This is a genomic window from Mycobacterium sp., assembly GCF_035314905.1.
Lineage (GTDB): Bacteria > Actinomycetota > Actinomycetes > Mycobacteriales > Mycobacteriaceae > Mycobacterium.
This window is the reverse complement of record NZ_DATFYW010000065.1, coordinates 1-22,034: the sequence shown is the minus strand read 5'-3', so window position 1 is coordinate 22,034 and position 22,034 is coordinate 1. Positions and strand designations below refer to the sequence as shown.

20 protein-coding genes and 1 pseudogene are annotated in these 22,034 nt (G+C 69.5%); 14 read left to right on the top strand and 7 right to left on the bottom strand.

All coding sequences use genetic code 11. The features are described from left to right. The first annotated feature begins 71 nt into the window (after positions 1 to 71). The gene (gene upp / locus VKG81_RS05040; RefSeq protein ID WP_324390282.1) at positions 72 to 695 is read left to right on the top strand and encodes a uracil phosphoribosyltransferase; all 624 of its coding nucleotides are present in this window, start codon (positions 72 to 74) and stop codon (positions 693 to 695) included. Here the strand turns inward: upp and VKG81_RS05035 are convergent. After that, positions 677 to 2,266, bottom strand: coding sequence for a phospho-sugar mutase (locus tag VKG81_RS05035; RefSeq protein ID WP_324390280.1), 1,590 nt, complete (start codon positions 2,264 to 2,266; stop codon positions 677 to 679). The genes upp and VKG81_RS05035 overlap by 19 nt on opposite strands. 9 nt (positions 2,267 to 2,275) lie before the next feature. Then, positions 2,276 to 3,061: a purine-nucleoside phosphorylase gene (locus VKG81_RS05030; protein WP_324390278.1), complete on the bottom strand. Its 786-nt coding sequence runs from the start codon at positions 3,059 to 3,061 to the stop codon at positions 2,276 to 2,278. Positions 3,062 to 3,098: 37 nt separating this feature from the next. On the opposite strand from VKG81_RS05030, the gene VKG81_RS05025 reads away from it, so the two are divergent. After that, positions 3,099 to 4,310 carry a M20 family metallopeptidase gene (locus VKG81_RS05025; RefSeq protein ID WP_324390276.1) on the top strand — a complete coding sequence of 404 codons (1,212 nt, stop codon included), beginning with the start codon at positions 3,099 to 3,101 and terminating at the stop codon, positions 4,308 to 4,310. Further along, complete coding sequence (locus VKG81_RS05020; RefSeq protein ID WP_324390275.1) at positions 4,310 to 5,485, top strand: amidohydrolase; 1,176 nt, start codon at positions 4,310 to 4,312, stop codon at positions 5,483 to 5,485. Before VKG81_RS05025 ends, VKG81_RS05020 begins: the two co-directional genes overlap by 1 nt. 93 nt (positions 5,486 to 5,578) lie before the next feature. Here the strand turns inward: VKG81_RS05020 and VKG81_RS05015 are convergent, their stop codons facing one another. Next, positions 5,579 to 6,058, bottom strand: a complete 480-nt coding sequence (locus tag VKG81_RS05015) for a gamma-glutamylcyclotransferase (RefSeq protein ID WP_324390273.1) — start codon at positions 6,056 to 6,058, stop codon at positions 5,579 to 5,581. Positions 6,059 to 6,124: 66 nt separating this feature from the next. Between VKG81_RS05015 and VKG81_RS05010 the strand changes: the two genes are divergently transcribed. The 5 genes from VKG81_RS05010 (at position 6,125) to VKG81_RS04990 (ending at position 12,248) form a co-directional block, all read left to right on the top strand. Further along, positions 6,125 to 7,537, top strand: a complete 1,413-nt coding sequence (locus VKG81_RS05010) for an NAD(P)H-quinone dehydrogenase (RefSeq protein ID WP_324390271.1) — start codon at positions 6,125 to 6,127, stop codon at positions 7,535 to 7,537. A gap of 518 nt (positions 7,538 to 8,055) precedes the next feature. Then, positions 8,056 to 9,801, top strand: a complete 1,746-nt coding sequence (locus VKG81_RS05005; protein WP_324390268.1) for a glycerol-3-phosphate dehydrogenase/oxidase — start codon at positions 8,056 to 8,058, stop codon at positions 9,799 to 9,801. Next, positions 9,798 to 10,652, top strand: a complete 855-nt coding sequence (locus tag VKG81_RS05000; RefSeq protein WP_324390266.1) for a pseudouridine synthase — start codon at positions 9,798 to 9,800, stop codon at positions 10,650 to 10,652. Before VKG81_RS05005 ends, VKG81_RS05000 begins: the two co-directional genes overlap by 4 nt. 57 nt (positions 10,653 to 10,709) lie before the next feature. Then, a complete protein-coding gene (locus VKG81_RS04995; RefSeq protein ID WP_324390264.1) occupies positions 10,710 to 11,609 on the top strand; it encodes an NAD(P)H-binding protein in 900 nt (299 codons plus the stop codon). Between the two features lie 81 nt (positions 11,610 to 11,690). Continuing rightward, entirely contained in the window at positions 11,691 to 12,248 is a 558-nt protein-coding gene (locus tag VKG81_RS04990) for a DUF1269 domain-containing protein (protein ID WP_324390263.1), read from the top strand. Here the strand turns inward: VKG81_RS04990 and nei2 are convergent. Then, entirely contained in the window at positions 12,217 to 13,032 is an 816-nt protein-coding gene (gene nei2, locus VKG81_RS04985; RefSeq protein ID WP_324390261.1) for an endonuclease VIII Nei2, read from the bottom strand. The genes VKG81_RS04990 and nei2 overlap by 32 nt on opposite strands. 35 nt (positions 13,033 to 13,067) lie before the next feature. Continuing rightward, the gene (locus tag VKG81_RS04980) at positions 13,068 to 17,642 is read right to left on the bottom strand and encodes an ATP-dependent helicase (protein ID WP_324390304.1); all 4,575 of its coding nucleotides are present in this window, start codon (positions 17,640 to 17,642) and stop codon (positions 13,068 to 13,070) included. Positions 17,643 to 17,788: 146 nt separating this feature from the next. Between VKG81_RS04980 and VKG81_RS04975 the strand changes: the two genes are divergently transcribed. The 6 genes and pseudogenes from VKG81_RS04975 (at position 17,789) to VKG81_RS04950 (ending at position 21,330) form a co-directional block, all read left to right on the top strand. Further along, positions 17,789 to 19,111, top strand: coding sequence for a nucleotide disphospho-sugar-binding domain-containing protein (locus VKG81_RS04975; RefSeq protein ID WP_324390302.1), 1,323 nt, complete (start codon positions 17,789 to 17,791; stop codon positions 19,109 to 19,111). 9 nt (positions 19,112 to 19,120) lie between these two features. Then, the gene (locus VKG81_RS04970; RefSeq protein ID WP_324390259.1) at positions 19,121 to 19,801 is read left to right on the top strand and encodes a sensor domain-containing protein; all 681 of its coding nucleotides are present in this window, start codon (positions 19,121 to 19,123) and stop codon (positions 19,799 to 19,801) included. A 68-nt stretch (positions 19,802 to 19,869) separates the two neighbouring features. Then, positions 19,870 to 20,136 (top strand): annotated as a pseudogene (locus VKG81_RS04965) (antitermination regulator); the annotation flags it as partial. Between the two features lie 32 nt (positions 20,137 to 20,168). Continuing rightward, on the top strand, positions 20,169 to 20,528 hold the full coding sequence (locus tag VKG81_RS04960) for a hypothetical protein (RefSeq protein ID WP_324390256.1): 360 nt from the start codon (positions 20,169 to 20,171) through the stop codon (positions 20,526 to 20,528). A 90-nt stretch (positions 20,529 to 20,618) separates the two neighbouring features. Next, entirely contained in the window at positions 20,619 to 20,930 is a 312-nt protein-coding gene (gene usfY, locus VKG81_RS04955) for a protein UsfY (RefSeq protein WP_324390254.1), read from the top strand. Positions 20,931 to 21,036: 106 nt separating this feature from the next. Continuing rightward, positions 21,037 to 21,330 (top strand): hypothetical protein, encoded by a 294-nt coding sequence (locus tag VKG81_RS04950; protein ID WP_324390252.1) that lies wholly within the window; start codon positions 21,037 to 21,039, stop codon positions 21,328 to 21,330. 55 nt (positions 21,331 to 21,385) lie between these two features. On the opposite strand, the gene VKG81_RS04945 is transcribed toward VKG81_RS04950, so the two are convergent. Both VKG81_RS04945 and VKG81_RS04940 read right to left on the bottom strand, forming a co-directional pair. Then, positions 21,386 to 21,619: a CsbD family protein gene (locus VKG81_RS04945; protein WP_324390250.1), complete on the bottom strand. Its 234-nt coding sequence runs from the start codon at positions 21,617 to 21,619 to the stop codon at positions 21,386 to 21,388. Positions 21,620 to 21,739: 120 nt separating this feature from the next. Next, the gene (locus VKG81_RS04940) at positions 21,740 to 21,982 is read right to left on the bottom strand and encodes a hypothetical protein (RefSeq protein ID WP_324390248.1); all 243 of its coding nucleotides are present in this window, start codon (positions 21,980 to 21,982) and stop codon (positions 21,740 to 21,742) included. Between the last annotated feature and the right edge of the window lie 52 nt (positions 21,983 to 22,034).

The window sequence follows — 22,034 nt, the reverse complement described above, 5'->3', positions numbered from 1 at the left end:
GGTCATCCGGCGCAGCACCGCCCGCCGCGTTCGGCGGCCGGGTAATCGTCGCGCGGCTAATGTTTTCGGCCATGGACGTCCGCGTCGTCGACCACCCTCTCGCCGCGGCGCGGCTGACCACGTTGCGCGACGAGCGCACCGACAACGCCGCATTCCGGGCGGCACTGCGCGACCTGACGCTCATGCTCGTCTACGAGGCGACTCGCGACGCACCGACGCATCCGGTCGCCGTGCGCACACCCCTGGCCGAGACCACGGGCTGCCGGCTGGCCAACCCCCCGCTGCTCGTGCCGGTGCTACGGGCAGGTCTGGGGATGGTGGACCAGGCGCACGCCCTCATCCCCGAGGCCCGAGTCGGCTTCGTCGGCGTTGCGCGCGACGAGGAAACCCATCTGCCGACGCCGTATCTCGAGTCGCTCCCTGAAGACTTGAGCACGCAGCCCGTGATAGTTCTGGATCCGATGCTCGCCACGGGCGGGTCGATGGCGTACACCGTCGCGCTGCTGCAGTCGCGCAACGCCGTCGACATCACCGCGATATGCGTGGTGGTCGCTCCCGAGGGCATCGCAAAGCTGGAGAAGGTCGCACCGCAGATGCGCCTATTCACGGCAACCATCGATGAGCGCCTCAATGACATCGCCTACATCGTGCCCGGGCTGGGCGACGCCGGGGATCGTCAATTCGGGCCGCGCTGAAGCAGCCGCGCGGCCTCTGCCGCGACGGCAGTTGTCAGCATCTCGGCCGCTGTGCGCGCACCGGCCAGCTCGCCGTTGACGGCATGGCGAATCTCGATGTAACCCTTGATCTTCGGCTCGGTACCCGAGGGCCGCACGGCGAGCCGCACCGACGTGTGCTCGTCGCCGCCGGACAGTATCAACGCGTCAGTCCGCAGTTGGCCGCGCCGCGCAAGCAGATCGGTGACCGTTACGTCGATCCCGGCGAGCCGCGCCGGCGGATGTGCGCGCAGTCGCGCCATCACCGCCCCGGCATCCTCGGTCCGCGCGGTGACAGACGTCGTGACGTGCACACCGTGTCGTCGAGCCAGGTCGTCGAGCAACCCGGGCACCGAACGGCCCGCCGCCGACAGCGCCGCCACCAGGTCGCAGCACAACACCGCCGCGCTGATGCCATCCTTGTCGCGTACCGCGGTGGGGTCGACGCAATGCCCGATGGCCTCCTCGTAGGCATACACCAGCTCGCTGCCCGCGGCGCGGGCGAGCCACTTGAACCCGGTCAAGGTTTCGACGTGTCGCGCGCCGTGCTCTGAGGCGATCGCCCCGAGCATCCGCGATGACACGACGGTGCTGGCCACGACGGACCCGGTCGCGGCGTGAGACAGGATGTATTCGCCCAGCAGCCAACCCGTTTCGTCGCCGGACAGCATCCGCCAGCCGCCTGGCGCCGGAATGCCGATCGCGCAGCGGTCGGCATCGGGATCCAGAGCGACCGCAATATCGGCGTCGACGTCGGCGGCCAGCCGCAGCAGCGCGTCGACGGCGCCGGGCTCCTCGGGGTTCGGGAAAGCGACGGTGGGGAAGTCAGGGTCGGGATCGAATTGCGCTGCGACCGTGTGGACGTCGTCGAAGCCGGCCCGGCGGAGCACCTCGACCGCAGTCGCGCCGCCGACCCCGTGCAGCGGCGTCAGCGCCACCCGCACCGAGCCGGTCGTGCGCCGCACAGCCGCGGCCCGGGCCACGTACTGCTGCACCTGTTCGGTCCCAGACGCCCCGACCCGTGTCCGCGCAATCTCGTCGGCGAACGGCGCGGCCGCGATCGCCGTCTCGATATGGTGGTCGGTAGGCGGGATGATCTGCAGCCCGCCGGCGAGATAGACCTTGTAGCCGTTGTCCGATGCAGGGTTGTGAGACGCGGTGATCTGCACGCCCCCTGCCGCGCCGATGTGACGCACGGCGAACGCCACCACCGGCGTCGGCACCGGCCCCGGGAACAACGTGACGGAAAAGCCCTCGGCGGCAAGCACCTCGGCCGCCGCAACCGCGAACCGCCGCGAGCCATGGCGTGCGTCATGCCCGACGATCACAGCGGAGTCGGGAGGGTCGAGCACACGCGCCAGGGCCCACGTCGCCCGCAGCACCACCGCCAGGTTCATCCCGCCCGGACCGCCGCGCAGCGGGCCCCGTAACCCGGCGGTGCCGAATGTGAGTGAGCCGGCGAACCGGGCGGCCAACTCGTCGGGGGGACACGCGGCCAACTCCGCGGCGGTCACCGGGTCGGGGTCGTGAGCGATCCACTCCTCGGCTGTCACGGCGCCAATTCAGATTCCGGCCAGCAGCTCGGCCAGCAGCGAGCCTATGTGGGTAGCCGATTTGCGGCCGGCGGCCAAGACCTCGGCGTGGGCGATCGGTTGCCCCGTCATCCCGGCGGCCAGGTTGGTGACCAGAGACAGGCCGAGCACCTCGATGCCCGCCGCGCGAGCGGCGATCGTTTCGTGCACCGTGGACATGCCGACCAAGTCGGCGCCCAACGCCCGCAACATCCTGATCTCCGCGGGGGTTTCGTACTGGGGTCCCGGCACGGCGGCGTACACGCCCTCGGCCAGCGACGGGTCGAGGTCGCGCGCCAAGGCCCGCAGTCGCGGCGAATACGCGTCGACCATGTCCACGAATTGCGCACCCACCAGCGGCGAGCGCCCGGTCAGGTTCAGGTGGTCGCGGATCAGCACCGGCCGGCCGACCGTGTAGTCCTCGCGCAGTCCGCCCGCGGCATTGGTCAGCACGACGGCGCGCACGCCGGTGGCCGCGGCGGCGCGCACCGGGTGTACAACGTCGGCCAAGTCGTGACCCTCGTAGGCGTGGATGCGCCCGAGCAGCACGAGAACGCGGTTCGCTCCGACGGGGATCGACAGGATCTGCCCGCGGTGTCCCTGCGCGGAGGGCGGGATGAACCCGGGCACCTCGGCGGTCGGCAGCGTCGTGGTGGCAGGGCCCAGCGCCTCGGCGGCCGGCGCCCAGCCGGAACCCAGCACCACCGCCACGTCATGACCTGGGACGCCGGTGCGTTCGGCGATGAGGCGCGCCGCGCGCTCGGCGACGTGGTCCATGATCGGCGAGCTTAACTGTGGGTGGGATACTGCGATGATGCCCACCAGTTCGCCGACGCGCCGTCACGCCGATGCCGACGCGCCCGCGGAGGTGGCCTCCGCGGTGATCGCGCGGCGACGCGCCGACCTCATCTCGCTGTCGCACGACGTCCACGCCGAGCCGGAATTGGCGTTCCGCGAGCACCGCAGCTGCGCGAAGACGCAGGCGCTGGCCGCCGAGCGCGGGTTCGCGATCACGTCGGCTCCCGGTGGCCTGGATACCGCGTTCCGCGCCGACTACGGCAGCGGCGACCTGGTGGTCGCGGTCTGCGCCGAGTATGACGCGCTGCCCGGGCTCGGGCATGCGTGCGGCCACAACATCATCGCCGCGTCCGCGGTCGGGGCGGCGCTGGCGCTGGCCGAGGTGGCCGACCGTCTCGGCCTGAGCGTCGTGCTCATGGGCACTCCGGCGGAGGAATCGGGTGGCGGGAAGGTGTTGTTGCTCAAAGCCGGAGTGTTCGACGACGTCGCCGCCGTGGTGATGATTCACCCCGGCCCCGTGGACATCGCGGCCGCGCGTTCCCTCGCGCTGACGGAGGTCGCCGTCGACTACCGCGGCCGCGAGTCGCATGCGGCGGTCGCGCCGCACCTGGGCATCAACGCCGCCGACGCCGTCACCGTCTCGCAGGTGGCCATCGGTCTGCTCCGTCAGCAGCTGGCACCGGGCCAGCTGGTGCACGGCATCGTGACCGAGGGCGGTCTGGCGACCAACGTGATTCCCGGCCGTGCGGCGATGCAGTACACGATGCGGGCCACCGACCGGGCATCGCTGCGGGCCCTCGAGGAACGCGTGGCCGACTGCTTCCTCGCCGGTGCGATCGCCACCGGCTGCGACTATCGGGTCAACGAAACGGCACCCACCTATGAGGAACTGCGGCCCGATCCGTGGTTGTCGGCGGTGTTCCGCGCCGAGATGGTGCGCTGCGGGCGCACGCCGGTCTCCGACGAACTCGCGGCCGCGCTGCCGCTGGGCAGCACCGACATGGGCAACGTCACGCAGGCGTTGCCGGGCATCCACCCGATCGTCGGCATCGACTCGGGCGGTGCGTCGCTGCACCAGCCGGGCTTCGCGGCTGCCGCCGTCGGCTCCAGCGCGGATTCTGCCGTCATTGACGGCGCAACCACGTTGGCGCGCACGGTGATCCAGCTGGCAGAGACGCCGGCGGAGCGAGAACGTGTGCTTCGCGCAAGGGCAGAGCGGGCAGCCTGATGAGCCTCGTCGACACCGCGGAATCGTGGCTGGCCGCCCACTACGACGACGTCATCGCATGGCGCCGGCACATCCACGCCCATCCGGAGCTGGGCCGACAGGAGTTCGCGACGACGCAATTCGTTGCCGCGACACTGGCCGACGCGGGTCTCAACCCGAAGGTGCTGCCCGCGGGCACCGGCCTGACCTGCGACCTGGGGCCGGACCATCTGCCGAGGATCGCGTTGCGCGCCGACATGGACGCGTTGCCGATGCCCGAGCGCACCGGAGCGCCCTACACATCGGTGATACCGAACGTCGCCCACGCGTGCGGCCACGACGCGCACACGGCGATGCTGCTCGGGGCGGCGCTGGCGTTGGCGTCGGTGCCCGATCTGCCCGTCGGCGTGCGGCTGATCTTCCAGCCGGCCGAGGAACTGATGCCCGGCGGGGCGATCGACACGATCGCCGCGGGAGCGCTGGCCGGGGTGTCGCGGATCTTCGCATTGCACTGCGACCCGCGGCTTGCGGTCGGCAAGGTGGGAATCACGGTCGGCCCCATCACGTCGGCGGCGGACCAGATCGACATCACGCTGCAGTCGCCCGGCGGCCACACGTCGCGGCCGCACCTGACCGCGGATCTCGTCTACGGCCTCGGCACGCTGATCACCGGGTTGCCGGGCGTGCTGTCCCGGCGCATCGACCCGCGCAACAGCACCGTGATGGTGTGGGGTGCGGTCAATGCGGGGGTCGCGGCGAACGCGATCCCGCAGATCGGCACGCTCTCCGGCACGATCCGCACAGCCAGCCACGACACCTGGCTTTCGCTGGAAGCGATCGTTCGGGAAATCGTTGCCGCGTTACTGGCGCCGCTGCGCGTCGAGCATGCGCTTGCGTACCGCCGCGGTGTGCCGCCGGTGGTCAACGAGGAGACCTCGACCCGCATCCTGACCCACGCGATCGAGGCTGTGGGACCCGACGTGCCGGCCGAAACGCGTCAATCGGGCGGCGGCGAAGACTTCTCCTGGTACCTGGAAGAGGTGCCGGGCGCGATGGCCCGGCTCGGGGTGTGGCCGGGACGCGGGCCGCAGGTCGACCTGCACCAGCCGACATTCGATTTGGACGAGCGGGCAATGGCCATCGGGGTCCGCGTGCTCGTCAACACCGTCGAGCAGGCCGCCGCGTTCGAGACCTAGCCTAGCGGGCCTTCCCGGCAATCGCCGATAGGCCGGGCGAATTCTCTTCGGACAAGCAAAAGCGCAGCGTGCCAAGAACTTTGAACGCAGAGCCTAGCCGCCGTGGCCGGGGCCGACGTTGCGTGCCGGGCGGGTGCGCAGCGCCTGCACGTAGTCCGATGGTGCCCCGGCGATTTCGGCGGCATCGGCCATCACGCCGAGGTAGCGGGCCGACGGCACGCCGCCCTCCCATGCGTCGAGCACGTACAGCCACGCAAGAACGGGATCGGTGGTGGTGTCCGACGACAACCGCTCGACACGGCATCGGATCTTCTTGTGGATGCCCAGTTCCGAGCCTTCCCAACGGTCGAGGTTCTTCTCGTCCGCCGGGGTCATGTCGTAGAGCACGACGAACACCTTCGAGTCGGGCTCCTCCACAACGGTGGCCAGGGCGCCCTCCCAACCGATGTCCTCGCCACCAAAGGTCAGCCGCCAGCCGTGCAGCCAGCCCGTTCCGGCCATCGGGGAGTGGGGTGCGCGCTGCAGCATCTGCTCGGGATGCATGTTCGACCCGTACGCGGCATAGAGCGGCACGGGAAAAGCCTAAAGCGTTTCGGTGTGGCTGGGCGCTCAACTGTGCCAGTAGCTACGGTTGAGGCTGTGGCGACCCGCATCGTGATCATCGGCGGAGGGCCGGCCGGATACGAGGCCGCGTTGGCCGCGGCCGCACACGGATCTGATGTCGACGTGACCGTGGTCGACTCCGACGGCGTCGGCGGCGCGTGCGTCCTTTTCGACTGTGTGCCGTCAAAAACGCTCATCGCGTCCACCGGGGTGCGCACCGACCTGCGCCGCGCTCCCGACCTCGGCTATGACCTCAACTTCGAGGACGCGAAGATCGTGGTGCCCAAGCTGTACCGGCGGGTCAAGACGCTGGCGGCCGCGCAGTCGGCCGACATCGCCGACACGCTGTGCAGCCACGGCGTGAAGTTGCTCAACGGCAGTGGTGAGTTCGTCGACGACAGCCCCGGCATGGCTTCGCACCGCGTGAAGGTCACCTCGCCCGATGGCGATACCCGCACGCTCGCGGGCGACGTCGTGCTGATCGCCACCGGTGCCAGCCCGCGGATCCTGCCGGGCGCAGAGCCCGACGGCGACCGCATCCTGACCTGGCGGCAGCTCTACGACCTCGACCGGCTGCCAGAGCACATGGTCGTGGTCGGTTCCGGCGTCACCGGCGCGGAGTTCGTCAACGCGTACACCGAACTCGGTGTGACGGTCACCGTCGTGGCCAGTCGCGACCAGATCCTGCCGCATGAGGATTCCGATGCGGCCGCGGTCCTCGAGGACACATTCGCCGCGCGCGGCGTCACATTGGTCAAGAACGCCCGCGCCAACAAGGTCGTTCGCACCGACGCCGGAGTGACAGTGGAGATGACCGACGGCCGCACTGTCGAAGGAAGCCACGCACTGATGACGGTCGGGTCGGTGCCCAACACGGGTGGTCTCGGCCTCGAGCGGGTCGGCATCGAACTCGGCAAGGGCAACTACATCCCCGTCGACCGGGTATCTCGCACGTCGGTGCCGACGATCTACGCCGCCGGCGACTGCACCGGGCTGCTGCCGCTCGCCTCGGTGGCGGCGATGCAGGGCCGCATCGCGATGTACCACGCGCTCGGTGAGGCCGTCGTCCCGATCCGGCTGCGCACGGTCGCCGCGGCCGTCTTCACCCGGCCCGAGATCGCCGCCGTCGGCGTGCCACAGTCGGCCATCGACAGCGGCAAAGTGCCCGCTCGCACGATCATGCTGCCCCTGAACACCAACGCCCGCGCGAAGATGTCGAGCCTGCGCCGAGGCTTCGTGAAGATCTTCTGCCGCCCCGCCACCGGGGTTGTGATCGGCGGCGTCGTGGTTGCACCGGTCGCATCGGAGCTGATCCTGCCGATCGCACTGGCCGTGCAGAAGTTGCTGTCCGTCACCGATCTCGCGGCGACTTTGTCGGTATACCCGTCGCTGTCCGGGTCGATCACCGAGGCCGCCCGCCAGTTGATGGCGCACGACGACCTCGATTGACCCAAGCGCAGCGACTAGGGGCCAGGCCAGCCGCCACCGTGGAACGGGCCGCTCCCCGGCCAGCCTCCACCCTGGAAAGGCGTAGCTGTAACGCTGGCGGCAACAGAGGGCGCCGCAGGCGCATTCGTCGCCTGCGTGTCATCCCCGTGAGTTGCGATCATCCTGGTCGAGGTCGACGTATCGGATTCCCAACCACCGACAAGAATCGTGAGCGTGGCCATCGCCGCCACACCCCCAACACCGACCAGCATCCTGAGCCGATGGCCTGATCTGGTTGATGCCCCGTGCGTCTTCGTCATCATCGACACCTGTCTCGACTTCCGTTTGTATTCAGATGGCCTCACCCCCGGCCGACTCCCCAAACGCTAAAACGCTAGCCCGCGGCCTTGCCCCGCGCAGCATATCCCACCCTTTGCTCAGGATTTTCTCAGGACCCCAACGCAAGGTGCGTGGCCAGGCCCGTGTGCGAATACCCTGGGGTCAAGTGACTGACCAGTAACAAGCAAGAGGGAGGGCCTGTGATCGAGGCTGCCCCGGCTCCAGGCAACGGGCAGACGTTTTTGGGTCCGCGCGAGCGTGCCGTCGCGTGGGAGCGGCTCGGGTCCGAGCAGTTCGACGTCGTGGTGATCGGCGGCGGCGTGGTCGGTGCGGGCGCTGCGTTGGACGCCGCCACCCGCGGGTTGAAGGTGGCGTTGGTGGAGGCGCGGGACTTCGCGTCCGGCACATCGAGTCGCTCGTCGAAGATGTTCCACGGCGGCCTTCGCTATCTCGAACAGCTGGAGTTCGGCCTCGTGCGGGAAGCCCTGCACGAGCGCGAACTGTCGCTGACCACGCTTGCGCCGCACCTCGTCAGGCCGCTGCCGTTCCTGTTCCCGCTGACCAAGCGGTGGTGGGAGCGTCCGTACGTGGCGGCCGGGATCTTCCTCTACGACCAGCTTGGCGGCACGAAGTCCGTTCCCGCGCAGAAACACCTGACGAAGGCGGGCGCGCTGCGGCTGGCGCCGGGTCTGAAGCGCAGTTCCCTGATCGGCGGCATCCGCTACTACGACACCGTCGTCGACGACGCGCGGCACACGATGACCGTCGCACGCACCGCGGCCCACTACGGCGCCGTGGTGCGGTCGTCGACGCAAGTAGTGTCACTGCTGCGCGAAGGCGACCGAGTGATCGGTGTGCGGGCGCGCGACTCCGAAGACGGCGCGATCACCGAGGTGCGCGGCCACGTGGTCATCAACGCCACGGGGGTGTGGACCGACGAGATCCAGGCACTGTCCAAGCAGCGGGGACGGTTCCGGGTGCGAGCGTCGAAAGGCGTGCACATCGTCGTCCCGCGCGACCGCATCGTCAGCGAGGCCGCGATCATCCTGCGAACCGAGAAGTCGGTGCTGTTCGTGATCCCCTGGGGGACACACTGGATCATCGGCACAACCGATACCTACTGGAACCTCGACCTGGCCCACCCGGCCGCGACCAAGGCCGACATCGACTACATCCTCGACCATGTCAACACCGTGCTGGCCATGCCGCTGACCCACGACGACATCGACGGCGTGTACGCCGGGCTGCGCCCGCTGCTGGCAGGCGAGAGCGACGACACCTCCAAGCTGTCGCGCGAGCACGCCGTCGCGGTGCCCGCGCCGGGGCTGGTCGCGATCGCAGGCGGCAAGTACACCACCTACCGCGTGATGGGCGCCGACGCGGTCGACGCGGCCAGCGAGTTCATCCCGTCCCGGGTCGCGCCGTCGATCACCGAGAAGGTGCCGCTGCTGGGGGCCGACGGCTATTTCGCACTGGTCAACCAGGCCGAGCGGGTGGGGGCGTACTACGGGCTGCACCCCTACCGCGTGCGGCACCTGCTGGACCGCTACGGCTCACTCATCGGCGAGGTGCTGGCGATGGCCGAGGACAAGCCGGAGTTGTTGACCCCGATCGCCGAAGCGCCGATGTATCTGAAGGTGGAGGCCGTGTACGCGGCGGCCGCCGAGGGCGCGCTGCACCTCGAAGACATCCTGGCGCGGCGGATGCGGATCTCGATCGAATACCCGCATCGCGGCGTCGACTGCGCCCGCGAGGTCGCCGAAGTCGTCGCGCCGGCGTTGGGTTGGGACGCCGAGGATATCCAGCGGGAGGTCGACACGTACGCCGCGCGCGTGGACGCCGAGATCCGGTCCCAGCAGCAGCCCGACGACGAGTCGGCCGACACGCTGCGGCGGGCGGCTCCGGAGGCGCGCGCCGAAATTCTCGAGCCGGTTCCGCTGAATTGAGACCGCCCCCGCTGCCGGTACGCGACGGCCTGGGCCCCGCGCGGCTGCGACTGCGGGGCGGATCGGTCGTGGGCGAGTTCCGGGTACGGTTCGGCCCGGCTGCGGCGGGCAAGGTTCTGGCCGGCGAGGTGGTCGACGCCGACGGAGCTGTGCTGGGCGCGGCCAGTGTGCTGCCGGCGGGCGCGCACGTGTACTTCTATCGCGAGCCGCCCGACGAGGTGCCGGTGCCGTTCGACATCCCGGTCCTGCATCGTGACGACGACATCGTCGTGGTTGACAAGCCGCATTTCCTGGCGACGATGCCGCGCGGTCGCCACGTCGCACAAACCGCGTTGGTGCGGCTGCGCCGCGAGCTCGACCTGCCGGAGCTGAGCCCCGCTCATCGGCTGGACCGGCTGACCGCGGGTGTCTTGCTGTTCACCACGCGGCGTGAGCTGCGCGGGCGCTACCAGTCGCTGTTCGCGCGCGGACTGGTGCGCAAGACGTATCTGGCCCGCTCGCGAGGGCAGGCCCCGGTCGAGTTGCCGACCGTGGTGCGAAGCCGGATCATCAAGCGCCGGGGATCTTTACAGGCTGTCACGGAGCGGGGCGAGCCGAACGCGGAGACCCTGATCGAGGCGCTGCACGCCGACATCTACCGGCTCACGCCGCGCAGCGGTCGCACGCACCAGCTGCGGGTGCACATGGCGTCGGTGGGTTTGCCAATCATCGGCGACCCGCTGTATCCAGACATCGCCGAAGTCCGCCCGGACGACTTCTCGACACCGCTCTCGCTGCTGGCGCACCGGCTAAAGTTCAACGACCCGGGCAGCGGTGAGCGGCGCCGCTTCGTCAGCGGACGCACGCTGTAGTCCCGGCGGGGTCGTAGTGAATCCGGTCGAGGCTGCCGAGGGCGCTAATTTGAGGGCATGTACCTGATTACCGGCGCGGCAGGCGCCGTCGGCGGCGTGAGCCGCACCGTTGTCGAGCTTCTGCTGGAAAAGGGCGAGCAGGTGCGGGGGATGGTGCACCGCGACGACATACGCGCCGATCGGCTGCGCGAACTCGGCGCGGAGGTCATCGTCGGCGACCTGACCCGGCCGGAGGACGTCGTCGCCGCGATCCACGGCGTCACCCGGATGTTCTTCAACATGAGCGTCTCGCTCGACTACCTGCAGGCCACCGCCGTCGTGTGTGCGGCGGCACTCGACTATGGCGGTCTCGAGGTGATCGCGAACATGTCGCAGATGACGGTGTCGCAGATGACGCTGACCAGCACCGAAGAATCGCGGCAGCAGCGGCTGCACTGGCTCTCCGAGCAGATCATGAACTGGTCCGGTGTGCCGGTGGTGCACGTGAGGCCGACGGTGTTTCTCGACAATCCGCTCTTCACACTTTTGGACCGGCGGTCGGTTCGTGACCGCGGAGTCTTGGCGCTGCCGTTCGGGACCGGTCGCACCTCGCCTGTCGCTGCGTCCGACGTGGCGCGCGTGGTCGCGACCGTCCTGCGCGATCCCGCCGACCACATCGGAAAGGTCTACGAGCTCACGGGCCCCCAGGCGCTCGACATTCACGGCCTCGCCGAGCAATACTCACGCGCGCTGAAGCGTCCGATCGCGGCAGAGGACATGCCCTACGACGAATGGCTGCGGCAATGCCTGCGACCGTCGGGGCTGCCCGACCACGTTCAGCAGCACATCGCGACGATGGCGCGGCTGCATCGCGAAGACCGCTACAACCGGGTCACTGACGACGTCGCGCACATCACCGGGCAACCGGCCCTGACCGTCGAGCAGTACATCGCCTCGCACCCAGACCTGTTCGACTAACGCGTTTAGGGCATCAATCCCCCGGTTTCGAGGACTTTCGCCCACGTGTGGGCGGCGACCGCGGGGGCGACGATGGCAATCATGAGCGAGAAGCACCACCTGATCATGATCGCCGGGTATCCCGATCTGGACACGGCCCGCCAGGATTGGGTGTTTCTCGCCGATCGGCTGCGCAAAAAGGTGTTCGACGTTCGCGACGCGTTGCTCGTGAGCAAGGACGCCGACGGAAAGCCCACAGTGGTGGAGACCGGAAACCACCTCGCCCGCCAAGGCGCCGGCTGGGGTGTGGCGATCGGTATCGTCGTGGGCTTGTTCGCCGCTCCCATTCTGGCCACGGTGGCCCTCGGCGCCGTCGCCGGTGCTGCGGTCGCGAAGTTCGCCGACCACGAGCTCAGGTCCCGCTTGCGCCACGAGATCGGTAAGGCCCTCGACGCCGGGACCGCTGTGGTGATCGTCATCATGCCACCGGAGAGCCAGCTGTCGGTGGACCGGGTGCTGTCGCGATCAACAGCAAAAACCGTTGTAGCGATGGATGACTCGACGATCAACAGCATCGAGGCCACGATCGCCGAGGAAATGAAGCAGGTCGGGTCCGGCGTCCACGCGTCTAACGCTGGCAGCTCGGGCACCAATAGGTGATCCGATCGCCGCTGCCCCCCGCGAGCGGGAGTCCCCCGCAAACGGGTGGTACTCCCAGCCCCCAGTCGGACTCGATGAGCGTTCCGCAGCGTCGGCACGGTTCCCCGCGCCTGCCATAGACCCACAGCTCGTGTCCGTGCCTACGGTTCCCTGTGGTCGTTCGGTTCCACCGCCACCGGTTGGCCATCAGCATCTCGTGCGCCCGCGACACCAGACGTAGCGGATCGGCGACCTCAGCCACCGGTGAAGTCGGCAGATGACCGCTGATGAAGCACAACTCGTTGCAGTACACGTTGCCGACCCCGGCCATCACCCGCTGATCCAAGAGCGCTGCCGCGACGGGCCTGTGCGGTCCGGCGGCGAGGTTGGCCGCCGCCCGCTGAGCGTTCCAGTCGTCGCCGAGAAGATCGGGGCCGAGGTGCGCGACGACGGACAGGTCGTGTTCGCGGTCGAGGACCTCCAGCGTGCCCAGATCGATACCGACGGCCTGCACGTCGTTGGTTTCCAGGATGATCCGGACTCGGTGGTCGCTGTCGCGCCAGCGGCGGCGCTGCGGGCCTGCCACCCGCCAGCTGCCCTCCATCTTCAGGTGGGAGTGGATGCTGGCCGGCCCGACCCGGATGAACAGATGCTTGCCCCGGCTGATCACTTCGCCGACGGCATGGCCGGACAGATCGACCGTCGCGAAGGCAGGCACCCGCACGTCGCACCGGGTCAGCGTCTTGCCAACGAGCCCGTCGCGCAGGTTGGCGGCGGTGTGCCAGACTGTGTCGCCTTCGGGCATCTCAGGACCATCGGCCCTTCGCGCCGGCGCTCATCTCAGGCCCGCAGCCGCAGGCCGCGCGGTGTCCTGACGAACCCGGCGTCGGCGAGCGCCGCCGCCACCCCCGCGCGTTCATCTGCCGGTGATGGCTCCAGCACCGATACGCCGTCGACCCTCTCCACGAGAAGGCCGCCAATGCGTCCCGCCCCGACCAGTTCGGCGAGTGCCTCCGCGGCCGCCCGCCCGGTCTCGACGTCGTCGGTGCCGAAGCTCAGCAGCGAGCGGCCGCCGCGCTCCAGGAACCACACGAGCTCGCCGTCGACCAGGACGACGATCGCGCCCGCCTTGCGGCCGGGTCTGTGGGGGGTCTCGTCGTCGCCGGCCGAGCGTTTGGACGGCCACGGCAATGCCGACCCATACGGGTTGGCCGGGTCGGCGGCGGCCAGCACCACCGCCCGGTACCCGGGTCGGTCCGGGTCGATGCTGTCCTGGAACGACCGCAGCCGGTCGACGGTGGAGGCCGCGGCGAACTGGGCACCGCCCAGTGACTCCACGAAGTAACCGCGTTGGCACCGGCCGGCGTCTTCAAGTGCCGTCAGCACCTTGTAGAGCGTCGCGAAGCCCCCGGGCACGCTGCCCCTGGTGAGCACGCCGTAGCGGCCGAGCAGCGACTCGGCGGTGAAGTGCGCGCGCACCGTCGAATCCGGCTCAGGAGTCGGCAACGCCGACCACCGGCCCGCCACCGTCGGATCCGCGGCCCGCGCGTGCGCGTGCGCGACGCTGTACCGGCTCAACCGCGGCGGCCTGCGCTGTTGCCGATGGGCGGGCGCTGAGCGCCGCCCGCGCTGCGATCCGGCCAGCAGCGCGCGCACCGGCGCAAACGTGTCGCCGGTGACCCAGCCGGCCCACACCAACTCCCACAGCGCCCGCTTGGGCTCCTCCGTGTCGTCGTCGGCCAACTGCCGGAAGAAGTAGCCGCCGCCGTGACACAACATGTCCAAGATCATCCGGTGGCGGTCGGTGAACTCGATCTCGGCCGGCGCTGGGAGCGACAGCGGCGCGGTCTCGGCGGGGTGCAGAGCGATCCAGCCGTCGCTGCCCGAGATCATGCCTGCACCCGACCAGGTGACCTCCCCGGCGGCCAGCAGCTCGTCGAGCATCGCCGGCTGGTAGTCGCGGACGCGCTGGGCCAACACGAGCGGCTCGATCGCCGACGCGGGCATCGGCACCCCGGCCAGCTGCTCGATCACCGCGGCGAGGCCATCGACGCCCGACGACCCCTGCGCGCCCACCTGCTGCCAGGTCGGCAGGAACCGGCCGTAGGCGGCGGTGCTGACCGGCTCGACCTGGGCCCGCAACGCAGCCAACGACCGCCGCCTGAGCAACCGCAGCACCTCGGAGTCACACCACTGGTCCGGCTCAGGCAGGTCGGAGAACTCACCGGGGGTCAACTTGCCGTCGACCGCCAGCCGGCCCAGCACGTCGGCGGCCACCCGCAGCCCCAGCCCGAACCTCGCCGCGGCGTCGGCGGTTGTGAAAGGCCCGCGGGTGCGGGCGTAGCGACCGAGAAGCTCGGTCAGCGGGTCGGCAACCGGCTCGGTGAAGCTGGCCGGCACCCCGGGCGGCACCGCAATGCCGACGCCGTCGCGCAGGCGGCCGACGTCCTCGACGGCGACCCACCACATCCGCCCCGCGTAGGAAACCGTGACCGCGCGCCGGGCCGCGCGCAGGCCCTCCAGCCAGCCACCGACGTCGGCCGCGGTGGATCGCTCGGCGATTTCGTCCCCGGTCAGCGGGCCGAGCAGCCGCAGCAGGTCCGCCAGGCCCTCGACGTCGGGGGCCTGGCGGTCCGGGCTCACATGTTGCAGTTGCCGGTGCGTCGCGGCGACCACCTCGGCGTCGAGCAGTTCGCGCAGCTCGACCCGGCCCAGCAGCTCGGCGAGCAACGTGGTGTCCAGCGACAGCGCCGCGGCACGGCGCTCGGCAAGCGGCGCGTCGCCCTCGTACATGAACGCGCCGACGTAGCCGAACAGCAGCGAGGCCGCGTACGGCGACGGGGTCGTGGTCTCAACCTCGACAACGCGAACCCTGCGTTGCGCGACCCGGGTCATCAACTCGGTGAGCGCGGGCACGTCGTAGACGTCCTGCAGGCATTCGCGGACCGTCTCCAGCACGATCGGGAAGTCGGGGTACTTGCGGGCCACGTCGAGCAACTGCGCGGCGCGCTGACGTTGGTGCCACAGTGGCGACCGCCGGCCCGGGTGGCGTCGGGGGAGCAGCAACGCGCGGGCGGCGCACTCGCGGAACCGCGACGCGAACAACGCCGACCCGCCTACCTCGGCGGTGACGATCGGTTCGATCTCGTCGGCCTCGAACACGAACAGATCAGCCCCCGGCGAAGCGTCTTCCGTGTCCGGCAGCCGGACGACGATCCCGTCGTCGGACGCGGTCGGCTTCTCGTCGATCCCGTATCGCTCGCGCAGCCGCCGGCCGATCGCCAGCGCGAGGGGCCCGTGCACGCGAAGCCCGTACGGCGAGTGCAGTATCACGCGCCAGTCGCCCAGCTCGTCGCGGAATCGCTCGACAACCAGCGTGGTGTCGGTGGGCACGGCGTTGGTGGCCCGGCGCTGGTCGTCGAGCAGGTGGCGCAGATTCTCGCCGGCGTGCCCATCGAAACCCAAAGTCGCGCATCGTTTCTTAAATTCTTCGTCATCCAGCCGCGCTAGCTCACCGGTGAACGCGCCCAGCGCGGCGCCGAGTTCGGCGGGTCGGCCCGCACCGTCGCCGTGCCAAAAAGGCAGCCGCGCGGGTTCGCCGAACGCCGGTATCACCAGAACCCGATCGTGGGTGATCTCGGTGATACGCCAGCTGGTAGCGCCCAGAGAGATCACATCGCCGGGACGTGATTCGTAAACCATCTCCTCGTCGAGTTCGCCGACGCGGGAGGGCTTCCCGGAGTCCGCGCTTGCCGCCAGGTAAACCGTGAACATGCCGCGGTCGGGGATCGCGCCGCCGGAGGTGACGGCCAGCCGCTGCGCGCCGGGCCGACCGGTGAGCGTGCCGGCGTCGCGGTCGTACACGAGCCGCGGCCTGAGCTCGGCGAATTCGGTTGACGGGTACTTCCCGCTGAGCAGGTCCAGCGTCGCTTCGAACGCGCTGCGGGGCAGGGTGGCAAACGGCGCGCTGCGCCGGACCGTATCGAACCAGTGGTCGGCGTCCAGAGGCTCCAGCGCGCAGGCGGCGACGGTGTGCTGCGCCAGCACGTCGAGTGGGTTGGCGGGGACGCGGAGCTGCTCGATCTGGCCGGCGAGCATGCGCTGGACGGTCACCGCGCAGCTCACCAGATCGGTGCGGTGCTTGGGAAAGACCACGCCGCGTGAGATCTCGCCGACCTGGTGGCCGGCGCGCCCGATGCGCTGCAGACCGCTGGCCACCGACGGCGGCGCCTCGACCTGGATCACCAAATCGACGGCGCCCATGTCGATTCCGAGTTCGAGACTCGACGTGGCGACGACCGCCTTGAGCCTGCCGCTTTTCAGGTCGTCCTCTACCGCGGCCCGCTGCTCCTTGCTGACCGAGCCGTGATGCGCCCGCGCAAGCAGCGACTCGGCGCCGAACGTCTGGCTCATGCCCATGATGTGGGCCGGCGCGCCGCCGGGCACCTGCGAGTTCGGTTCGGCGACCAACTCAATTCCCAACCGCTGCGCGTGAATCTCGTTGAGCCGGGACGTGAGTCGCTCGGCAAGCCGGCGAGAGTTCGTGAACACGATCGTGGACTGGTGGGCCTCGATCAAGTCGGCGATGCGCTGCTCGACGTCGGGCCAGATCGTGTTGTTCTCCAGCTTCGCCATGTCCGGCACCGGGACGACGACCGACATGTCGAACGTCTTTTCGGCGCGCGGCGACACGATGGTCGCGGGGGCCTGCCCGGACAGGAACCGCGCGACCTCCCCGGCGGGACGCACCGTGGCCGACAGGCCGATCCGCTGCGCAGGCCGCTCCAGCAGCAGGTCCAACCTTTCCAGCGACAAGGCCAGATGCGAGCCACGTTTGGTGCCGGCCACCGCGTGCACTTCGTCGACGATGACCGTCTGCACCCCGGCGAGGGTTTCCCGGGCCGCCGAGGTCAGCATCAAGAACAACGACTCGGGGGTGGTGATCAGGATGTCCGGCGGCCGGGTGATCAGCTCACGGCGGCGCGCGGGTGGGGTGTCGCCGGACCGCACGCCCACGGAGATCCCGGGATCGGGCAGCCCGAGCCGCTGGGAGGTGCGGGTGATGCCGGTCAGCGGGGCGCGCAGGTTCCGCTCGACGTCGACGGCGAGCGCCTTCAGCGGCGAGACGTAAAGAACCTTGGTGCCCGCCCCCGCGCGGGGGAGTCCCCCGCAAGCGGGTGGTACCCCCAGCCCGCGGCCCGACTCGGGTTCGGCGGTCAGCCGGTCGATGGCCCACAGGAACGCCGCGAGCGTCTTGCCTGAGCCGGTGGGGGCGATGACCAGCGTGTTAGCGCCGTCGGCGATCGCCGACCAGGCCTGGGCCTGCGCCGGCGTGGGCGCGTCGAAGGTGCCCTCAAACCACTCGCGCGTGGCGATGCCGAAACGCGCAAGCGGGGAGCGGGCAGACCGATCCACAGTCACCCATCCATGGTGCCAACCGGGTACGACAAGTCGGCGGGTGTTCGCGTCAAGCTGAGTACATGCTCAACACGGCGGTTCTGGTCGCCCTGCCCGGCGTGAACCTGAACAAAACCGACCCCCGGCGGGTACGAATATGGGATATGGCAGTCGTGCTCGCCTACGGTTCCCCGGCACTGGGTCACCTGTACCCGATGTGCCCGCTATTGTCCGAGCTGGTCGGGCGTGGCCACGACGTCCACTTGCGCACCCTGTCTGACGGTCTCGCCACCGGCCGCCGCCTCGGCGTGCAAACCGCTTGCGTGAACCCGCGGATCGAGGACATCGCAGGCGAAGACTGGACCGCGGGCAACGCGTTCGGCGTGCTGAAGATGACGATCGACGTGCTCTGCCATCGAGCCGCGCTCGAAGTCGGCGATCTGGCTGCCGCGATCGATCAGGTTCACCCGGATGCGCTCATCATCGACGCCAACTGCTGGGGCGCCATGTCGGCGGCCGACGCGGGCACCACACCCTGGTCGGTGTTCTCGCCGTTCACGCCGTTTCTGCAATCACCGGGCACGCCGCCGTTCGGTCCCGGCCTCGCCCCGTGGCCCGGCTTGGCCGGGCGCTTCCGCGACGCCGGCGTGCGCGCCGTGGTCCGGCGGGTGATGGACGGGCCGATGCTGCCGCGCGTCAACGCCATACGGGTGTCGGTCGGCGCGCCGGAAGTCCGCTCCGTCGACGAGTTCTTCCGGCGGCCGCCGCTGATGCTGGTGGCCAGCGGCAAACCTTTCGAGTACCCGCAAACCCACTGGGGTGACACGGTGCACATGATCGGCCCGTGCGCGTTCGAGCCCGCGCCGGCCGTTCCGGACTGGCTCGCCACGATCGACCGACCGATCGTGCTGGTCACCACTTCCTCCATCCGGCAGGCCGACACCCGGCTCGCACTCACCGCGTTGACGGCGCTGGCCGACGAACCCGTCCACATGGTGGTGACGTTTCCCGCGGGGGTGCCCGACGGTGTCGTCGCGCCGGCCAACGCGACCGTCCGGCGGTTCGTGCCGCACGGCGCGGTGCTCGACCGCACGATCTGCGCGGTCACCCATGGCGGGATGGGCACCACGCAGAAGGCTTTGAGTCGTGGCGTGCCGGTCTGTGCGGTGCCGTTCGCACGCGACCAGGCCGAGGTCGCCCGTCGGGTCGAGGTGGCCCGTTGCGGCACCCGGCTGCCCGCGAAAAAGCTCACCCCCCAGCGTCTCCGGGCCAAAGTCCGTCAGGCCATGACGATGGCCGACGGGGCCCGCCGCGTTGCCGAAGGGTTCGCCGCCACCGGGGGCGTGGCCCGCGGCGCCGAGCTGATCGAACAGCGGCTGCTGGGCGAGGAGGGAGCCCAAGAGCCGGACGCCCTGCCCCGCCGGCGGAGAATACGCGCCGCTGAGCCCCCGCATCCGTTTGCTGGAGGGCACGGCACGCGCAGGTAGGATGCCGTCATGCGGCTGCCGGTGTCCCTCGCGGGACTTTTCGCGGCGGCGCTGTTGCTAGCCGGCTGCGCGCAGCCGATCGGCGGTCGTGCCGTCGCGCCGCCGTCACACGTGAGCCGGCCGGTGTCCGGCGGCGACCTCGACAGCATCCTGCTGACCCCGTCGCAGCTGAGCGACATCGTCGGGGCGAAGCTGCAGCTGCAGGCCGACGTCAGCCGCCCGGTGGCGGGTGATCCGGCGGAGGGCCCCTGCGCCGCGCTGGACACCGTCGGCATGCAACCCTTCATCGGCAACGGCTTCAGCGCATTCCATCTGCTGCTGCTGTCCGACGGCAGCTCTGCTGTGCACGACCACGTCATCACGCAGGCTGTGGCCGTCTACCCCGACGCGCCAAGTGCCACAACGGCATTCACGACAGCAACGTCGGGCCTGCCGCCCTGCGACGGCAAGAACGTCAAGGCCGAGGCCGCGTGGAAGTTCGCCGTCAACGACATCACCGCAGACACCGCACGGTGGAACAAGGAGCAGACCGACCTGCCGATGCTCTGGGTGTGCTACGGGCAGGCCCGGGTCCGCATCAATGCGATCGTTCAAGCCATGTCCTGTCAGGGCGACGACGGCGGCCAAGCAAACGCCGACGCGATCCTGAACCGGATGTCGGCTACGGTCTGGGAGCTGTCCGGCTCCTGAGGTGCCCACGTTCTGATGGCCGACCAAGCGCGCACGAAGTGCCCGGTGGACGGGATATTCTTCGTGCCGTGGCCGAGAATCCGGTCGACGACATGGGCGCATCCCCCATCGGGCGGGCGTTGGCCGGTGGAGCGCCGCAGCGTGTCGGGTGGTTTCGGTTCTACTTTGCTGACCAGCGGTGGGAATGGTCGCCGCGGGTAGAGCGCATGCATGGCTGTGAGCCCGGCGAGGTCGGGCCCACCACGGAAATCGTGTTGTCCCACAAGCACACCGACGACCACCGACAGGTTGCCGCGACGCGTTTGCCGTTGCGGCGTAGCGGGAACGCGATGAGCCGAACGCCACATCACAGGGGACAATCATGAAGATGGCGCCCGACACGAGCGAGCCGCGCCGCGATCGGCAAACCTTTGCGGCGGCGGCGCGCTTCTGCGGCGTCGTCGTGGCGATCGCGCTGGTGGTCCTGCTGGCCTGCCTCGCCTGGCTCAGCGGCTGCAAGTCAGGCACGGGCGAGGGGTCCCTGGCGCACTGCAGCGGATTGCAGCGCAACGCCTTGGCGATCGGGCCTGCGCTGATCCTCGCGGTCGGCGGGATCTGGGCCTTCGTGCGGACCTTTCAGGTGTGGCGGGCGCGTGGCGGTTGGTGGATCTGGCAGGGCGCGGGCTGGTTCTTGATGTTGTTCATGCTGGTCGTGTTGGGGATGACCGCGCCGGTTGCGCTGCTTTGAGGCATAGCCCCACGTCACAGCCAAATTCGGGCATCCGCATGCGCATTTCGTGAGTATCCTGATGGGTATCTCTAGTTAAGGAGAGATGCGATGGGAGATACGCATCACGATCCGGTTGATCACTCCCGCACACATCACCAGCACGCTGGCGAGTCGATGATCGACGTCTACTTCTGGCCTGGGTTCTTCCTGCTGGCGGTGGGGCTAGTCGCGTTGGTTGGCTGTGTGGCGGCTGCCGCCTACAAACATCACGAGTGGCTCCTGGCGACAGGTGTGATCGCGCTCACCGCGGTCGCGGCCGGCTCGGCCTGGATTGCCGTCGAGCATCGCCGGGTGCGCCGCATCGAGGCGCGCTGGAGGGCCGACCACCCGGTCGGCAGCTCGCATCGGCACGCGGCCTAACGCAGGCGCGCGCCCGCTTCCCGACGTGGACCATCCGCCGGGGAGTTTCGTGATGCCGCCGTGAGGTTAGCCAGGCTAAACGACTTGATCACGGGAGGACAAACTGGTGGCAGACGTAGATCCGACAGACCATGCCCGCACCACCGTCCCGCGCGCCGGCGAGGCGATGAAGGACACCCGCAGCCTGCCCGGCTACTTCCTCATCGGTTTGGCCACAGTGGCTTTGGTGGCCTGCCTCGCTGCTGCGGGGATAGGCCGTCTCGGTTGGACCGTCGGGCTCGGCGTCATCGCGGTCGTGGCCGCCGCCGGGTCGGTGTGGGTACTCCTGGAGCGCCGCCGCGTCGCACGGCTCGCGCGGCAGTCGCCCAACGCACGGCTGATTTCGCGCGCCAAAATCTAAAAAAGGTGGGCCCAGTCCGATTCGGACTGGGCCCACCCGCGCCACGGAGCACGGGTTACTGGTGGGACTTCTGGCGTTGTTCGGCAGCCTTGGCACCGGCACGAGCCGACTCCGCCTCGGCCTCCTTCTTGGCGGCGCCCCGCTCGGCCTCGGCCTTGTCCTGCTGGGCCTTTCCCTCACCGACCAGGTCGTCGCGACCCGTCACGGTGCCGACGGCTTCCTTGGCCTTGCCTTTGGCGTCCTCGACGACGCCCTTGATGGCTTCCTCGGGTCCGCTGTTTTCCGCCATGAATTCCTCCTTGTTGGCTTTTTCGGTGAGCGCGGTCGCTCTGTAGGGCGACGAGCGCCGTTGCCCGCCCCCGCACCGGGTTCCCGTTGGTTAACGGGGCTAAACCTCGGTGGGCCGGGGCTAGGAGTTGTCCTGGTCGTCCCAGTCCTCGTCGCCGGTGTCGGCACTGGTCAACTGCTCCTGCCAGTCCGCAGGATCGACGTCGGTGGGCGCGGGGTTCCCGGCCGCTATCTGGCTGGCCTCGGTCGGCTGAAAGTCCTCGGAGAGCTCGCGCGTTTCACCGACCGGGAGCCGCTGCTCCACCGCATCGGCGATGGGGACCTCTTCACCGATGGGTTCGTCGGAATCGGGGCCAAGTGTCACATGCGAAAGCTACCCCGAACGGCCTCCCACCGAAACAGCCGGTGCCCGAGGG

What these genes read in the sequence shown, in the direction of transcription:
- VKG81_RS05025 (WP_324390276.1), top strand. Translation starts at nt 3,099, where the DNA reads ATGCCCACCAGTTCGCCGACGCGCCGTCACGCCGATGCCGACGCGCCC.
- VKG81_RS05020 (WP_324390275.1), top strand. Translation starts at nt 4,310, where the DNA reads ATGAGCCTCGTCGACACCGCGGAATCGTGGCTGGCCGCCCACTACGAC.
- nei2 (WP_324390261.1), bottom strand. Translation starts at nt 13,032, where the DNA reads ATGCCCGAAGGCGACACAGTCTGGCACACCGCCGCCAACCTGCGCGAC.
- VKG81_RS04970 (WP_324390259.1), top strand. Translation starts at nt 19,121, where the DNA reads ATGCGGCTGCCGGTGTCCCTCGCGGGACTTTTCGCGGCGGCGCTGTTG.
- VKG81_RS04945 (WP_324390250.1), bottom strand. Translation starts at nt 21,619, where the DNA reads ATGGCGGAAAACAGCGGACCCGAGGAAGCCATCAAGGGCGTCGTCGAG.
- VKG81_RS04975 (WP_324390302.1), top strand. Translation starts at nt 17,789, where the DNA reads ATGGCAGTCGTGCTCGCCTACGGTTCCCCGGCACTGGGTCACCTGTAC.
- VKG81_RS05030 (WP_324390278.1), bottom strand. Translation starts at nt 3,061, where the DNA reads ATGGACCACGTCGCCGAGCGCGCGGCGCGCCTCATCGCCGAACGCACC.
- VKG81_RS04960 (WP_324390256.1), top strand. Translation starts at nt 20,169, where the DNA reads ATGGCGCCCGACACGAGCGAGCCGCGCCGCGATCGGCAAACCTTTGCG.
- VKG81_RS04995 (WP_324390264.1), top strand. Translation starts at nt 10,710, where the DNA reads ATGTACCTGATTACCGGCGCGGCAGGCGCCGTCGGCGGCGTGAGCCGC.
- upp (WP_324390282.1), top strand. Translation starts at nt 72, where the DNA reads ATGGACGTCCGCGTCGTCGACCACCCTCTCGCCGCGGCGCGGCTGACC.
- VKG81_RS04990 (WP_324390263.1), top strand. Translation starts at nt 11,691, where the DNA reads ATGAGCGAGAAGCACCACCTGATCATGATCGCCGGGTATCCCGATCTG.
- usfY (WP_324390254.1), top strand. Translation starts at nt 20,619, where the DNA reads ATGGGAGATACGCATCACGATCCGGTTGATCACTCCCGCACACATCAC.